The organism is Paraherbaspirillum soli, from assembly GCF_042654985.1.
In the GTDB taxonomy this organism is placed as follows: Bacteria; Pseudomonadota; Gammaproteobacteria; order Burkholderiales; family Burkholderiaceae_D; genus Paraherbaspirillum; species Paraherbaspirillum soli.
The window spans coordinates 1-16,682 of sequence record NZ_JBHSMT010000027.1; the positions used below are offsets into that span (position 1 = coordinate 1).

General features: G+C 63.7%; 9 protein-coding genes. 7 read left to right on the top strand and 2 right to left on the bottom strand.

The window, feature by feature from the left end; genetic code table 11:
- Nucleotides 1-737: 737 nt before the first annotated feature.
- The 5 genes from ACFPM8_RS15780 (at nt 738) to ACFPM8_RS15800 (ending at nt 6,209) form a co-directional block, all read left to right on the top strand.
- On the top strand, nt 738-2,129 hold the full coding sequence (locus ACFPM8_RS15780; protein WP_378998699.1) for an ABC transporter substrate-binding protein: 1,392 nt from the start codon (nt 738-740) through the stop codon (nt 2,127-2,129).
- A gap of 531 nt (nt 2,130-2,660) precedes the next feature.
- Complete coding sequence (locus tag ACFPM8_RS15785) at nt 2,661-3,692, top strand: ABC transporter ATP-binding protein (RefSeq protein WP_378998701.1); 1,032 nt, start codon at nt 2,661-2,663, stop codon at nt 3,690-3,692.
- Nucleotides 3,689-4,597, top strand: coding sequence for a carbohydrate ABC transporter permease (locus ACFPM8_RS15790; RefSeq protein ID WP_378998703.1), 909 nt, complete (start codon nt 3,689-3,691; stop codon nt 4,595-4,597). The genes ACFPM8_RS15785 and ACFPM8_RS15790 overlap by 4 nt, the downstream gene beginning before the upstream one ends.
- Nucleotides 4,598-4,742: 145 nt before the next feature.
- On the top strand, nt 4,743-5,591 hold the full coding sequence (locus ACFPM8_RS15795) for a carbohydrate ABC transporter permease (RefSeq protein ID WP_378998705.1): 849 nt from the start codon (nt 4,743-4,745) through the stop codon (nt 5,589-5,591).
- Between the two features lie 105 nt (nt 5,592-5,696).
- Nucleotides 5,697-6,209 carry a GNAT family N-acetyltransferase gene (locus ACFPM8_RS15800; RefSeq protein WP_378998707.1) on the top strand — a complete coding sequence of 171 codons (513 nt, stop codon included), beginning with the start codon at nt 5,697-5,699 and terminating at the stop codon, nt 6,207-6,209.
- Here ACFPM8_RS15800 and ACFPM8_RS15805 read toward each other — a convergent pair.
- Together ACFPM8_RS15805 and ACFPM8_RS15810 are read right to left on the bottom strand one after the other, a co-directional pair.
- Complete coding sequence (locus ACFPM8_RS15805; RefSeq protein ID WP_378998709.1) at nt 6,206-6,526, bottom strand: DUF6916 family protein; 321 nt, start codon at nt 6,524-6,526, stop codon at nt 6,206-6,208. The two genes, ACFPM8_RS15800 and ACFPM8_RS15805, sit on opposite strands and share 4 nt — an antisense overlap.
- Nucleotides 6,527-6,697: 171 nt before the next feature.
- Nucleotides 6,698-7,294, bottom strand: coding sequence for a phage tail protein (locus tag ACFPM8_RS15810; protein WP_378998711.1), 597 nt, complete (start codon nt 7,292-7,294; stop codon nt 6,698-6,700).
- A 313-nt stretch (nt 7,295-7,607) separates the two neighbouring features.
- Here ACFPM8_RS15810 and ACFPM8_RS15815 point away from each other — a divergent pair, with 313 nt between their 5' ends.
- A complete protein-coding gene (locus tag ACFPM8_RS15815) occupies nt 7,608-8,444 on the top strand; it encodes a sulfotransferase family protein (RefSeq protein ID WP_378998713.1) in 837 nt (278 codons plus the stop codon).
- A 26-nt stretch (nt 8,445-8,470) separates the two neighbouring features.
- The gene (locus tag ACFPM8_RS15820) at nt 8,471-16,573 is read left to right on the top strand and encodes an Ig-like domain-containing protein (RefSeq protein WP_378998715.1); all 8,103 of its coding nucleotides are present in this window, start codon (nt 8,471-8,473) and stop codon (nt 16,571-16,573) included.
- The last annotated feature ends 109 nt before the right edge of the window (nt 16,574-16,682 follow it).

Genomic DNA, 16,682 nt, shown 5'->3' on the forward strand with positions numbered 1-16,682 from the left:
CTGCACGCCGATCACGAGGGGCCGACCCTCATCTTCAATAAAGCATCGCAGCGGCCGATACTTCGGCTTTTGCGTTCTTGACACACGACGGCAGATGGCAAGGTTGACAGACCGGTACGAACAGGAAAAACCGGCAGCCCGGAGGCTCCTCACCACTGCCGTCCGTAGGGACGTGCAAAGGTGATCGCAAAGACCGCATCGTGCGATCTTTACGCTGTTCGTAGCTCAGGCTGTCAAACCTGGTCCCCCAATGCTGCAGGGACGGGAGCGACTATAGACGCTATCAATCGTTAAGGCAATTATTGGCGTTCTGCTATTTTTGGAGTTGTCGCTGGTAGGGCGGATGAGCGCAGCGTTATCCGCCGTTGGATGTGCCACAGGTGTGCGACGCATCCAGAACGGCGGAAGGCGCTGCGCTTTTCCGCCCTACTTGCTATCAATCGCTATGGCAATTATTAGCGTTCTGCTATTTTTGGAGTAGTCGCCGGTAGGGCGGATGAGCGCAGCGTTATCCGCCGTTAGATGTCCCACAGGTGTGTGATGCATCCAGAACGGCGGAAGACGCTGCGCTTTTCCGCCCTACTTGCTATCAGCGTCCTGCTATTTTTGGAAGCGCCGCCAACGGCTCTACGCGCCATTTGCTTTATCTAGTCCAACTCCTAATATTAAAAAAAGTGAAAGACCTCGCCGCGCCATCAGGACGAGTGCCGACTTTTCTTTCGATCGAGGAGGCCGCCATGACGGACCAGATCAAGCAGGTTTATCCGGGTCAAGTCCATTCCACCGCAATTGCCGCCGATACCGATGCCGACCGCCGCCGCCTGATTCAAGCCGCCGCGGCGGTCGGCCTGGCCGCCGGTTTCGGCAGTCTGGTGCTGCCGCGCAACGCGCATGCGGCGAAAAAGACCTTGAAGATATTGCAGTGGAACCACTTCGTACCGGGTTACGACAAGTGGTTCGACAATACTTATGTGAAGGAATGGGGGCAGAAAAACGATACCGAGGTCATCGTCGATCACGTCGGCATCCCGGCCTTGAGCACGCGCGCCGCGGCCGAGGTGTCGGCGCAGAAAGGCCACGATCTGTTCATGTTCCTGTCGCCGCCGCCGGTGTATGAGGAACAGGTGATCGACCACCGCGAGATTTACGAAGAGTGCCAGCGCAAGCACGGCAAGCCGGTGCCGCTGGCGGTCAAGAGCACCCTCAATCCGAAGACCAAAAAATATTTCGCGTTCTCCGACAGCTTCGTGCCCGATCCGATCAATTACCGCAAGGATCTGTGGGACGAGGTCGGCATGCCGGCACCCGACAGCTGGGATGACGTGTTGAACGCGGGCCGCAAGATCAAGCAGAAGCGCAACATTCCGGTCGGCATCGGCTTGTCGGCCGAGCTCGACACGGCGATGGCGATGCGCACGATTTTGTTCGCCTACGGCGGCTCGATCCAGGACGAGCACAGCATGGTGGTATTGAACTCCAAGAACACGCTGGAAGCGCTGAAGTACGTCAAGGCGCTGTACCAGGAAACCATGACGCCGGAGGTGCTGGCGTGGGACCCGTCGTCCAACAATCGCGCCATGCTGGCCGGTAAGATCTCGCTCTGCCTGAACGCCATTTCGATCACCCGCGAGGGCGAGAACAAGAACATCCCGGGCACCCCCGACATCTGGCTGACCCAGGCGCTGCAAGGCCCGGTGCGGCGGATCGCGATGGAGCACGTGATGGATTGCTACGTGATCTGGAAATTTGCCGAAAACATCGGCGGCGCGAAGAAGTTCCTGGTCGACTATATCGACAATTTCCGGCAGGGCTTCCTGGGTAGCGAGTTCTACAATTTCCCGTGCTTCCCCGGCACCGTGCCCGACCTGCAAAAGTTGATCGCCGACGATCCCAAGGCCCAGCCGCACGACAAGTACAAAGTGCTAGGCACGCTGATGAACCAGGCCACCAACGTCGGCTACCCCGGCTACGCCAACGCCGCCACCGACGAGATCTTCAACACCTGGGTGCTCAACACCATGTTCGCCAAGGCCGCCACCGGCGATGAGACACCGGAGAACGCGATGCGGCAGGCGGAAGTCGCGTGCAAGCAGATTTTTGCGAAATGGCGGGAACGGGGCTTGGTGTGATTGATGTGCCGCATGCGTTTGACGCATTTGAAACGGCGGAAGGCGCTGCGCTTTTCCGCCCTACGACCCAATGAACGGACCACGGAGCGCCGAGGGGTTGTTTTTGACGTTGAATTCCGCATTGGGACGCTGCCAAATGAGCCGACTGTTAGCCGGGAATTGTGGGAAGACATGTTTGAGCCGCAGGCGAGTTTGTCTTCACACCCGGCTGATAGGCGGCGCAGTTTTATCTATTGCGGGACAGAGTTAAGCGTAGCGGTACTCTGTCCTCAACTGACTAGGAGACCGAAGGGAAGGCAGTGGCTTGCGGTCGCCTTTTCTTTGCTTCCTTTCTTTTGGCGAAGCAAAAGAAAGGAAGTCGCCGTCAGGGCGAAAAGCTGAGCGCGCCAAGACAACTGCAAACCAAAACAACCCTCGGCGCTCCGTAGCCCGTCAAAAGGGGTCAGAGTAATTTTCGTCAAACAGCCGACGAAAAAAAACTCTGACCCCATTTGACTGCTTTTTTGAACAAGAACGCGCGAAGACACCACCATGTCCACCGTAGAAACCCGCGCAATCACCAAGCGCTTCGACGGCAGCAACGCCGTCGACGGCATCGACCTGGCCGTGCGCGAGGCCGAGTTCCTGGTGCTGCTGGGCCCATCCGGCTCCGGCAAAACCACCCTGCTGCGCATGATCGCCGGACTGGAAACGCCGACCTCGGGCGAGATCCTGGTCGACGGCCGCATCGTCACCGAGCTGCCGCCGCGGGCGCGCAAGATGGCGATGGTGTTCCAGAGCTACGCGCTGTACCCGCATCTGAGCGTGTTCGACAACATCGCGTTTCCGCTGGCCGCGCAACGCATGCAGCGCGACGCCATCGCCCAAAAAGTGGACTGGGCCGCCACCCTGTTCGGCATCGCCCACCTGCTGGCCCGCAAGCCGCGCCAACTGTCCGGCGGCGAACGGCAACGGGTGGCGCTGGCGCGCGCGGTGGTGCGCGAGCCGGTAGCGTTTTTGCTGGACGAACCGCTGTCCAACCTGGACGCCAAACTCAGGACCTCGGCCCGCGACGAGTTGCAGCAGTTCCAGCGGCGCCTGGCGACCACCACGATTTACGTCACCCACGATCAGATCGAGGCGCTCGGCCTGGGCGACCGCGTCGCCATCCTCGACCACGGCCGCATCCATCAGCTCGGCACGCCGCAGCAGGTGTACGAGCATCCGGCCGATATCTTCGTCGCCACCTTCATCGGCTCGCCGCCGATGAACCTGGTCGAGACCGACGGCGCGTTGATCGGCTTCCGGCCCGAGCATTTCTTGCCGCGCGCCGCGTACCCGGCCGACGCCGCATTGAGCCCCTTGCCCTTGCATGTCACGCGAATCGAGAACCTGGGTTCGGACCGCCTGGTGTACGGCATGCTGCAGCCGCCGCTGCCGCCGGTCAAAGCCATCTCGCGCATTCCGTGCACGGTCACCGTCCCGCTCGAGACCGGCCGCGATTATGGTTTTGTGGTGCCGCGGCGCGAGCTGCGGCGCTTCGACCCGGTATCGGGATTGCGCCTGGGAGCGGCATTGCCATGAAGCCGGATGCTGAGCTGCAGCATAGGCTTGAGGACGAGCGCTGGCTGGGCCGCATGATGCTGGCGCCGGCGGTGATTTACATCGTGCTGCTGGTCGGCTTTCCGTTTCTGCTGTCGATTTATTACAGCTTGTCGGACGCCACGGTCGGCAGCCGGGTTCTGCATTTCGTCGGCCTGGAAAACTTCCGCCGCATCCTCGACAGCGCCGCCTTCTGGCGTTCGCTGCGCAATGCGCTGGTGTTCACCTTGCTGTCGCAGCTGCTGGTGGTGGTGTTGGCGAAGATCCTGGCGATGGCGCTGGTCGGCGATTTTCGCGGCAAGTGGCTGGTGCGGCTGTTGATCCTGCTGCCGTGGGTGGCGCCGATCTCGCTGGGGACCATCGGCTGGCTGTGGATCTTCGATCCGGTATACAGCATCATCAACTGGAGCTTGCGCGCGCTCGGTTTGCTCGGCCCGAACAGCTGGCCGATCTGGCTCGGCCAGCCGAACCTGGCGATGGCGTCGATCATCCTGGTCGACGTCTGGCGCTTGCTGCCGCTGGCGACGGTGATCATCCTGGCCGGCTTGAGCGGCATCCCGCAGGATATCCACGACGCCGCGGCGATGGATGGCGCCGGCTTCTGGCGGCACCTGTTCCGCATCAATATTCCGCTGGTGATGCCGGTGATGCTGGTGGCGCTGCTGTTCGGCATCGTGTTCACGTTCACCGACATGATCATCGTCTTTGTGCTGACCCGCGGCGGGCCGTACGACACGACGCAAGTGCTGGCCAGCCTGGCGTTCTTCACCGGCATCCAGGGCGGCGACTTGGCCGCGGGGGCGGCGATTTCGCTGTTCCTGTTCCCGCTGCTGGTGGCGGTCGTGGTGCTGCTGCTGAGTGTGGCGCGCCGGATAGAGGTGACCTGAAGCACCTCTAAAAACCTACTGCGCGGCCCAATCTCGGGGCTGCGATGCTCGCTGTACCTCCGTACAGCTGTGCTTCTCGCCCCGACCTTGAGCCGCTCGCTACGGTTTTTAGAGGCGCTTACATAAGGGGCAATATGAAATGCATATGACACCAACCAGCTGGAAGCGCCTGGCCGCGCGCGGCGGCCATTTCGGCATCGTCGCCGCGTTCACGGCGTTCTGCACTTTTCCGTTTTACTGGATGCTGATCACCACCTTCAAGGACATCCACGACTTGATCAACACGGCCAACAATCCTTTCCTGTTCAACATTGCGCCGACCTTGGACAACCTGCGGGTACTGCTGTTCGATACGCAATTCGTGCGCTGGATGCTCAATACGCTGGGGGTCGGCGTCGCCGTCGTGCTCGTCACGCTGCTGCTGGCGGTGCCGGCGGGCTACAGCCTGGCGCGGCTGTCGGGGCGCTGGGGGCGGCAACTGGCGATCGGGATCTTCCTGACTTACCTGATTCCGCCGACCATCCTGTTCATCCCGTTCTCGCGCATCATCGGCGCACTCGGGCTGCAGGATTCACTGTGGTCGCTGGTGCTGGTCTACCCCAGCTTCACGGTGCCCTTCTGCACCTGGCTGATGATGGGCTTCTTCAAGGCGGTGCCGCGCGACATCGAGGAGGCGGCGATGATGGATGGCTTGAGCCGCTTCGGCGCGTTCCTGAAAGTGGCGGTGCCGGTGTCGTCGGCCGGGATACTGACGGTGGTGATTTTCACGCTGACCTTGGTGATGCAGGAGTTCATCTACGCCCTGACCTTCATCACCAGTTCGTCGCAATACACGGTCAGCGTCGGCGTGCCGACTTTCCTGGTGCGCGGCGACGTCTATTTCTGGGGCTCGCTGATGGGAGCTTGCCTGATCGTCAGCGTGCCGATTGCGGTGCTGTACAACTTCTTCGTCGATCGTTTCGTGGCGGGATTTACGGTGGGTACCGTGAAGTGATGGCGGCCGGGGATGAGAATTGTCCTAAATTGTTGTAATCTTGTTGCTGCACTGCAAGCTGCCTGACCTTGATTTTTCTTCCCAATATTGCGAGGAATTTCCAGCATGCTATCCACTTCTTCTTCGATGCCGAGCGGGATTTCGCTGCGGCCCGCCACCGCCGCCGATCAGCCCTTCCTGCAAACCCTGTACCGCTCCGCCCGCCCCGATTTGCAGTTGATCGACGGCGAACAGGATCTGATCGAAACGGTGGTCACGCAGCAGTACGCGGCCCAGCTGCAAGGCGCGGGCGAGAGCTATCCGAACGCGATGCACTTCGTCATTGAAAAAACCCAGCACAGCATCGGTGGCCTGGTAGTCGATTTCGGCCACAACGAAGTGCGCGTGATCTACGTCGCCTTCATTCCCACGGCGCGCGGCTTCGGCTACGGCAAGGCGATCCTGCAAGGGGTGCAGCAAGCCGCCGCCAGCAGCCATTGCCCGGTGGCGGCCGTGGTCTGGCACAACAACCCCGGCGCCAAGCGGATTTACCTGGAGCTGGGCTTCCAGGTCGAAGAATCGCAATTGCTGGCCGAGCGGCTGGTGTGGTATCCGGGCGCGCAGCAGCGGGCGAGCTAGTTGAAGACCATCTGAAAATACGCGACAGCCGGATCGCGCCCCAACGCGGCCACCCGGGAAACGTAGATCCCATCCACCCGCCCCAATGTCCCCAGGTCCATCGCGCACGGCCCTTCGACAAATGCGGTGGCTTGCTGCGCGGTCAAGCTGACCGAAAACGGCATCCGCTGCGCATCCCCGGCATACGGGTTGCGCGACTGCGGCTTGCTGGTCACGCAATCGACCAGGACCGGCAGCGTGCTGCCGTCGGTCAGATACAGGTCGCACACGGTGCCGCTCAAAGAACTGAAATGCGAGGCTTCAACAAGTTCTAGCATGGGTTTTATGAGATAGGTAATGGGGTTTGCCGTGACACGCACAGCACTCAAGGCGCCTCTAGAAACCGTAGCGAGCAGGCCCAAGGTCGGGGACGAGAAGCGCAGCTGTACTGAAGTACAGCGAGCATCGCAACCCCCGAGATTGGGCCGCGCAGTAGGTTTATAGAGGCGTCAATTACGAGGGGGGAAGACGCCGACTAGCGCGATGCTGAAATTCAGCACCAAAAACGGGTTCATGATGGCAGTCGGCAAGCTGCTGCCGGTGATGCCGTTGATTACCGCGCCACCGCCGCCGCCATTGACGCCGCCCAGCGGGATGGAAGGAGCCGGGGTCGAGGTGGCCCAGATGGCGGCGCTCGATGGTCCCCCGGGCGAGCCGGCCAGGACGTTATTGGTGGCGGTCGGCACGATCGTATTGCCCGCCGTGTTGCTGGACACGTTGTAGGCGCTGCCTCCCGACGGCGTGAACGTTGCCACGTGCGTGTGGGCCGGCATATTGCCGACCAACAGCGTCACATCTTCCGTGCCGGAAGCTTCGCCGATCACGCGCGGCGTCAGGCCCAGGCCGGCTCCTTGCGAAATCGGCAGCCGCCCTTGCAGATTGGGCAACTGGAACACCCTTACCCCGTCGCCGCCGTAGTGCGTGCCCAGCAGCGAAAACAGCGCCGAGTATTGAGCAATGCCGAGCGTTTGCCCGGAACAGGTTTGCCAGCCCAGAGGGGCAAAGTCGAAGCCGAAGGTCATGATGCTGCCCACAAACACTTCCATGGGAGTCTCCTTAATAAAGAGTCATGCGTGAGTTTGTACATCGCCGGGGGGACCATTTTCTATTTACTTGCAGAAACAGTTGAGCAGGAATGCGGCGCTTTTACAAGGTCAGGTTGCACAATTTATGAGCAGAAACCTATCAACTTTGACAGCTGGATTAATGGTTGAAATATGCACTCCTTGCTCTCAATCCGGATTTTGCATTGCGGCAAAAATTTACTTGGCACAGCTAGTTTGCTTGCTCCGGACTTCGTGTAACATTTCCCATGAGAAATAACATGTGCGATGTCAATCGGCGTTGGGAGGCACTGTTTTGTCGGACAGGAAATTCCATTTCATCTCGGGTTTGCCGCGCTCCGGCTCCACCTTGCTGGCTGCGCTGCTGCTGCAAAACCCGCGTTTCCATACCGGCATGACCAGCCCGGTGGGGGCGCTGTTTTCCGGCATGCTGGGCCAGTTCAGCGCCGGCAGCGAATTCGGCCCGGTCATTTCGCGCGAGCAGCGGCGGCGCTTGTTGCGCGGCTTGTTCGACAGCTTTTATGCCGAGCAGGCCGAGCAGGATGTGATTCTCGACACCAACCGCATGTGGTGCGCCAAGCTGCCGGCGCTGGTCGATCTGTTCCCCGATACCAAAATCATCGCCTGCGTGCGCAATGTGGCCTGGGTGATGGACAGCATAGAGCGGCTGTACCGCGCCAATCCTTACGAGCACACCAAGCTGTTTATCGACGAGGTCGAACGCAATACCGTCTACAGCCGGGTCGACACGCTGGCGCAGCGCAATCGCCTGGTCGGCTTTCCGTGGGCGGCGCTGAAAGAAGCGTATTTCGGCGAGCATGCCAAAGCGCTGCTGGTGGTGGATTACGACTTGCTGACCCAGGCCCCGGAAAAAGTGCTGCGGCTGGTCTACGACTTTATCGGCGAGCCGTGGTTTGCGCACGACTTCGAGCATGTCGAATACGACGCGCCGGAGTTCGACCAGGCGCTCGGCTTGTCCGGTCTGCACCGGGTCCGGCCCAAGGTGGCGCTGGAAGCGCGCCGCACGATCTTGCCGCCGGATTTGTTTGAGCAGTATTCGAAGCTGTCGTTCTGGCAGGACGGCGCAGGCAGCGCCGCGCAGGTGATACGGGCCAGGAGCAAGGCCGAGTAAACCGACAAGCCCAAAAGGTGATCGCTATGTGGTGGTCTAAACAGTCGTCGCGCAACAACCAGCAAGCTCGCATGCAATCAGCCGCCCCCGCGCCCAAGCGCCGGGCGCCGCTGATCATGCCGCTCGAACCGCGCTTCATGTTCGACGGCGCGGTGGCGGTCGCCGCCGCCCATGCGGATGGCCCGCACCCGGCAGCCGAGCATGGACACGCCGCGCCGGACCAGTTGCACCCGATCGAGGCGGCGGTCAAGGCCGTGGCGGCAGCCTCTGCCGCCCCAACCACACCGCGCCCGGCGGTGCTGTTCATCGATGCCCGGGTGAGCGATCCCGCCAGCCTGGTGAAAGGCGTGGCGGCCGGCACCGAAGTGGTCTATCTGCAAGCGAACCAGGATGGCCTGCTGCAGATTGCCAGCTACCTGGCGCAGCATCATGAAGCGGGCTCGGTCGAGATTGTGGCGCACGGCAATGACGGCGAGCTGTTTTTGGGCAGCACCGACCTGAACGCCGACAACATCAACGCCCATGCGCAAACCCTGGCCGCGATCGGCGGCAATTTGCGGCAAGGCGCCGATATCCTGCTGTACGCCTGCAACACCGCGGCCGATGCGCGCGGCGTCGCTTTCGTCGATACGCTGGCGCAACTGACCGGCCACAATATCGCCGCCTCCTCCAACGCCACCGGCGTCGGCGGCGACTGGAACCTGGAAGTCACCACCGGCAACATCTCCGCCGTGCCGGTGCTGTCGGCGCAGGCGCTGGCGCATTACGACTACAGCCTGGGCAACACCAACGTCAGCACCGACGCCCAGTTGCAGGCGGCGATTGCGGCCGACAATGCCAGCAACAGCAACGACACCATCACGCTGACCTCCGACATCACGTTTGCGTCGGCCGCCGACACCCTGGTGATCAACCACACCGGCAGCGGCACCCTGACCATCGACGGCGGCGGCCACACCATCAACGGCAATTATCTCAACCGCATCATCTCGATCAGCGCCGGCCACGTCATCATAGAAAACGTCACGATCGAGCACGGCCTGCTGGCGGGCGCCGGCGGCGCGGCCGGACATGCGGGCAGCAACGAACTGGGCGCCGGGATCTCGAACGCCGGCATCCTGACCCTGAACAATGTCATCGTCACGCAAAACGTCGCTACCGGCGGCGGTGGCGGCGGCGGCGTTTCGATCTCGTATGTCGGCGGCGGCGGCGGCGGTGGCGGCGGTGCCAGCGGCAGAGGCGGCGCGGCCGGCGGCATCGCCGGTCCCGGTACCGGCAACTACGCCGGGGCGGCCGGCAGCGGCAGCAGCGGCGGCCGCGGCGGCTCCTACGACGGCATTCATCTGGACGGCTCGGGCGGCACCAGCAGCGGCGGCGGCGCCGGCGGCAATAGCGGCAGCACCGGTTATTCGGCCGGCGGCAACGGCGCCACCGCGAGCGGCGGCGGCCTGACCATCGGCGGCGGCGGCGGCGGCGGCGGCTGGGATGCGACCGGCGGCACCGGCGGCAATGCGGCCGGCGGCATCTTCAATTCCGGCACGCTGTACGTGATCGGCAGCTCGGCCATTACCAATAACCTGGGCGCGGCCGGCGGCGCCGGCGGCGGCGGCGGTTCCGGCAACCATGGCGGGGTCGGCGGCCAAGGCGTAGGCGGCATCTGGAACTCGGGCGGCGGCACGCTCGAGATGACTGCCAGCGCCTATGCCGCGATGAGCGGCAATGTCGGCTCCAGCGGCAGCATCGGCGGCGTCGTCAACGGCGGCAACAACACCGGCGTCACATCGCCGACCGCGGCCGCCAGGATCAACACCGGCTCCGGCATCATCAATACCAACTATGTGCCGCCGGCGCCGGTGGTCTCGTCCATCGCCATCGTCGGCGGCAGTCCCAACAATGCCGGCAGCGAACAGTTCACCGTCACCTTCTCCGAAAGCGTGACCGGAGTCGACATCAGCGACTTCACGCTGACCGATACCGGCACCGCGGCCGGCACCATCGCCTCGGTCAGCGGCAGCGGCAGCACCTACACCGTGACCGTCAACGGCGTCAGCGGCGACGGCACCATGCGGCTGGATTTGAACAGTTCCGGCACCGGCATTACCGACGGCAGTTCGACCCCGATCGCGAGCGGCTATACCAGCGGCCAGGTGTATACGCTGGACCATACCGCGCCGACCGTATCGTCGATCAACCGGGTCGGCAGCAGCACCAACAACGCCGGCAGCGAGCAGTTCACCGTCACCTTCTCGGAAAGCGTGACCGGCGTCGACATCAGCGATTTCACGCTGACCGATGGCGGCACCGCGACCGGCACCATCGCCTCGGTCAGCGGCAGCGGCAGCACCTACACGGTGACCGTCAACGGCGTGACCGGCGACGGCACCATGCGGCTGGATCTGAACAGCTCCGGCACCGGTATCGCCGATGCGGCGACCAATGCGATTGCCGCCGGCTTCACCAGTGGTCAAAGCTATACGCTGGACCATACCGCGCCGAGCGTGTCGTCGATCACGCGGGTCGGCAGCAGCACCAACAACGCCAACAGCGAACAGTTCACCGTCACCTTCTCGGAAAGCGTGACCGGGGTCGATATCAGCGATTTCACGCTGACCAATACCGGCACCGCGGCCGGCACCATCGCCTCGGTCAGCGGCAGCGGCAACACTTACACCGTGACCGTCAACGGCGTGACCGGCGACGGCACGATGCGGCTGGACCTGAACAGCTCCGGCACCGGCATCGCCGACAGCGCGAGCAACGCGATTGCCGCCGGCTTTACCGCCGGCCAGGCATACACGCTGGAACACACGCCGCCCAGCGTGACGTCGATCAACCGGGTCGGCAGCAGCACCAACAACGCCGGCAGCGAGCAGTTCACCGTCACCTTCTCGGAAAGCGTGACCGGGGTCGATATCAGCGATTTCACGCTGACCAACACCGGCGGCGTGACCGGCACCATCGCCTCGGTCAGTGGTAGCGGCAGCACTTACACGGTGACCGTCAACGGCGTGAGCGGCGACGGCACGATGCGGCTGGATTTGAACAGTTCCGGCACCGGCATCGCCGATGCGGCGTCCAATGCGATTGCCGCCGGCTTTACCAGCGGTCAGGTTTATACGCTGGACCATACCGCACCGACCGTGTCGTCGATTACCCGGGTCGGCAGCAGCGTCAACAACGCCGGCAGCGAACAGTTCACCGTCACCTTCTCCGAAAGCGTGACCGGGGTCGATATCAGCGATTTCACGCTGACCAATACCGGCACCGCGGCCGGCACCATCGCCTCGGTCAGCGGTAGCGGCAGCACGTACACGGTAACCGTCAACGGCGTGACCGGCGACGGCACCATGCGACTGGATCTGAACAGCTCCGGCACCGGCATCGCCGATGCGGCGACCAATGCGATCGCCGCCGGCTTTACCAGCGGTCAGATCTATACGCTGGACCATACCGCGCCGACCGTATCGTCGATCAACCGGGTCGGCAGCAGCACCAATAACGCCAACAGCGAACAGTTCACCGTCACCTTCTCTGAAAGCGTGACCGGGGTCGATATCAGCGATTTCACGCTGACCAACACCGGCGGCGTGACCGGCACCATCGCCTCGGTCAGCGGTAGCGGCAGCACTTACACCGTGACCGTCAACGGCGTGACCGGCGACGGCACGATGCGGCTGGATCTGAACAGTTCCGGCACCGGCATCGCCGATGCGGCGAGCAACGCAATTGCCGCCGGCTTTACCAGTGGTCAGGTTTATACGCTGGACCATACCGCACCGACCGTGTCGTCGATTACCCGGGTCGGCAGCAGCGTCAATAACGCCAACAGCGAACAGTTCACCGTTACCTTCTCGGAAAGCGTGACCGGCGTCGATATCAGCGATTTCACATTGACCAATACCGGCACCGCGGCCGGCACGATAGCCTCGGTCAGCGGCAGCGGCAACACCTACACGGTGACCGTCAACGGCGTCACCGGCGACGGCACCATGCGGCTGGACCTGAACAGCTCCGGCACCGGCATCGCCGATGCTGCGGGCAATGCGATTGCCGCCGGCTTTACCGCCGGCCAGGCATATACGCTGGAACACACGCCGCCCACCGTCACCTCGGTCGGCGTTCCCGCCAACGCCACCTATATCGCCGGCCAGAATCTCGACTTCACCGTCAACTTCAGCGAGGCAGTGACCGTCATCGGCACGCCCGAGATGACCTTGACGCTGGATACCGGCGGCACGGTCCATGCCGATTACCTGAGCGGCAGCGGCACCTCGGCCCTGACCTTCCGTTACACGATAGTCAGCGGTGAAATGGACGCGACCGGCGTCGCGGTCGGCGGCAGCCTGATCGCCAACGGCGGCACCGTGCGCGATGCTGCCGGCAACGACGCGCTGCTGACCTTGAACAGCGTGGCCTCGACCGCCGGCGTGCTGGTCGATTCGATTGCGCCTACCGTCAGCTCGGTAGGCGTGCCGGCCAACGGCACCTACGGCGCCGGACAGGATTTGGTGTTCACGGTCAATTTCAGTGAAAACGTGGTGGTCGATACCGGCGACGGCACCCCTTATCTGTCGGTAGTGCTGGACACCGGCGGCACCGTGCATGCGACTTACATCGGCGGTTCCGGCACCAGCGCGCTGAGCTTCCGCTACACAGTGGCCAGCGGCAACAACGACAGCGACGGCATCGTGCTCGGCGCGGCGATCAGCGCCAACGGCGGCACCATCAAGGACGCCGCCACCAATGCGGCGGTATTGACCTTGAATAGCGTGGCATCGACCACCGGCGTGCTGGTGGATGCGATCCCGCCGACGGTGTCGTCGATCCATACGGTGGCGGGCAGCCCCAACAACCTGGGCAGCGAGACGTTCACGGTGACTTTCTCCAGCGCGGTGACCGGCGTCGATATCAGCGATTTCACCCTGCATGACAGCGGCACCGCCACCGGCACCATTGCCTCGGTCAGCGGCAGCGGCAGCACCTATACGGTGACGATCAACGGCGTGACCGGCGACGGCACGATGCGGCTGGATTTGAACAGCAGCGGCACCGGCATCACCGACGCTTTCGGCAATGCCATCGCCACCGGGTTTACCGGCGGCCAGAGCTACACGCTGGACCACACGCAGCCGGCGGTGACCGGGATGACGGTGCCGGCCAACGGCACTTACGGCGTCGGCCAGAATCTCGACTTCACGGTCACATTCAGCGAAGCGGTCACGGTCAGCGGCACGCCGCGCATCGCCATCACGCTCGATACCGGCGGCACCGTGTATGCCAACTACCTGGCGGGCAGCGGCAGCACCACGCTGACTTTCCGCCTGACCGTGGTCGGCGGCGAGCAAGACCTGACCGGGATCGCCACCGCTGCCGCCATCGACGCCAACGGCGGCGCGATCAGGGATGCCGCCGCCAACAACGCGCTGTTGAATCTGGGCGACGAGCCGTCGACCGCCGGCATCGACATCGACGCAGTGCCGCCGGTGGTGCAGTCGGTCGGAGTGCCCGCCAACGGCACTTACGGCACCGGGCAAGACCTGGACTTTACGGTCGACTTCAACAAGGTGGTCACCGTCAACACCGGCGGCGGCGTGCCTTACCTGAGCGTGACGCTGGACACCGGCGGCACCGTGCATGCCAGCTATGTGAGCGGCTCCGGCACCAGCACGCTGACTTTCCGTTACCAAGTCGTCAGCGGCAATGACGACAGCGACGGCATTGCGCTGGGCGCCAGTCTGACGGTCAACGGCGGCACAATACGCGATGCCACCGGCAACGACGCGACGCTGACCTTGAATAGCGTGGCATCGACCGCCGGCGTGCTGGTGGATGCGATCCCGCCGACGGTGTCTGCTATCCACACGGTGGCAGGCAGCCCCAACAACCTGGGCAGCGAGACGTTCACGGTGACTTTTTCAAGTGCGGTGACCGGCGTCGATATCAGCGACTTCACCTTGCACGACAGCGGCACCGCCGCCGGCACCATTGCCTCGGTCAGCGGCAGCGGCAGCACCTACACGGTGACGGTCAATGGTGTGAGCGGCGACGGCACGATGCGGCTGGACCTGAACAACAGCGGCACCGGCATCACCGACGCTTTCGGCAATGCCATCGCCACTGGGTTTACCGCCGGCCAGAGCTACACGCTGGACCACACGTCACCGACCGTAACCGGGATGACGGTGCCGGCCAACGGCACTTATGTCGCCGGCCAGAATCTCGACTTCACGGTCACTTTCAGCGAAGCGGTCACGATCAGCGGCACGCCGCGCATCGCCATCACGCTCGATACCGGCGGCACCGTGTATGCCGATTATCTGGCGGGCAGCGGCAGCACCACGCTGGCTTTCCGCTTGACCGTCGCCGCCGGCGAGCAGGACCTGACCGGGATCGTCACCGCCGCCAGCATCGACGCCAACGGCGGCGCGATCAGGGATGCTGCCGCCAACAACGCGCTGCTGAACCTGGGCGATGAGCCATCCACTACCGGTATCCAGGTCGACGCCATTGCGCCTATCGTCGCCAGCGTCGAAGTACCGGCCAACGGCACCTACGGCGCCGGCCAAACCCTCGACTTCACCGTCAACCTGAGCAAGAACGTCACGCTCGATACCAGCGGCGGCACGCCGTATATCACGCTGACGCTGGATAACGGCGGCACCGTCGATGCCTTCTACATCGCCGGCTCCGGCAGCAGCGCGCTGACCTTCCGTTACACCGTGGCCGCAGGCAATCTGGACACCGACGGCATCGCGCTCGGCAGCACGATGGTGCTGAACGGCGCGACGATGGTGGACGCGCATGGCAATGCCGCGCTACCGGCCTTGGCCGGCGTGGCGTCGACCGCCGGCGTGCTGGTGGATGCGGTGTCGCCGGTGGTGAGTGCGATCGCCATCAACGGCCCCAGCCTGACCAATGCCGCCAGCGTGACTTACACCGTGACCTTCTCCGAAAACGTCACCGGCGTCGATGCCAGCGACTTCACGCTGAGCGCCGGCGGCAGCGTCGTCGGCCACATCGCCTCGGTCGCGGCACTCAACGGCCATACCTATACGGTGACGGTCGACGGCATCAGCGGCGACGGCGCCCTGCGGCTGGATTTGAACGGCAGCGGCACCGGCATTGCCGACCTGGCGAGCAATCCGATCGCCACCGGATTTACCGGCGGCGCCGCGTACACCTTCGACCATGCCGCGCCGACCGTGGTCTCGGTCGGGGTGCCTGCCGCCGGTACTTACCTGGCGGGTCAGACGCTCGATTTCACGGTCAATTTCGACCAGGCGGTGATCGTTGGCGCGGGCGGCACCGGTCCGCGCATTGCGCTCACGCTAGCCGACGGCGGCACGGTCTACGCCGATTATGTGGCGGGCAGCGGCAGCAATACGTTGACCTTCCGCTACGTGGTCGCTGCCGGCAACCGGCATAGCGACGGCATCGGGCTCGCCAGCGCCCTTAACCTGAACGGCAGCAGCTTGCAGGATGCGCTCGGCAACAATGCCGACCCGACCCTGCACGGCGTCGGCCCGACCGCCAACATCGACGTCGGGCCGCTGCCGGGGCCGACGTCGACGCCGCCCATCGCCGGCGGACCGGGCCGCGGTTTGCTGGAGCGCGGCAACGGCTTGCAATTGATGTCTGCGGTCGATCCGTTCATCTGGGTGCTGCCGACCGCCAGCGCCCCCGCGCAGTTGCCGGAAACGATGCCGGCCACCGCCCAAGCCACCTGGTCGTCGGTGCCCTTGTTGTCGGCCGGCCAGCAAGGCTACGGCCATGTCGACGCCGGCGTCAGCCGCGGCAGCGAAAGTGCGGTCGGCAGCACCGGCTTCAGCAGCGCCAGCCCATCGTTTATCCACCAGCTGGTCAGTCCGCCGCCGACCGAGCTGGTGGCGCTGGGCAGCGCCGGCATCGACCGCAGCGACAACCTGAGCTGGCAAGCGCCGCCGGCAGCGGAGCAAACGCCCGAGCCGCTGCTGATGCTGCGCGAGCAGCCGGCGGAACGGCCGCTTGCCGAATTGCCGCCGCCGCTTGCCGGCAAGGCTTCTCTGAACGAGCAATTCGCGCGCTATGGGCAAGCTGCGCGGGAGCGCGAGAAATCGGCATTGTTGAACCATGCGCGGCGGCATGGGTAGGGCGGATGAGCGCAGCCTTATTTGCCAACTTATCCGCCGTTTTAAACACGTCAGCGGTACATTCATCGGCGGATAACGCTTCGCTCATCCGCCCTACGCATCCTGCAAC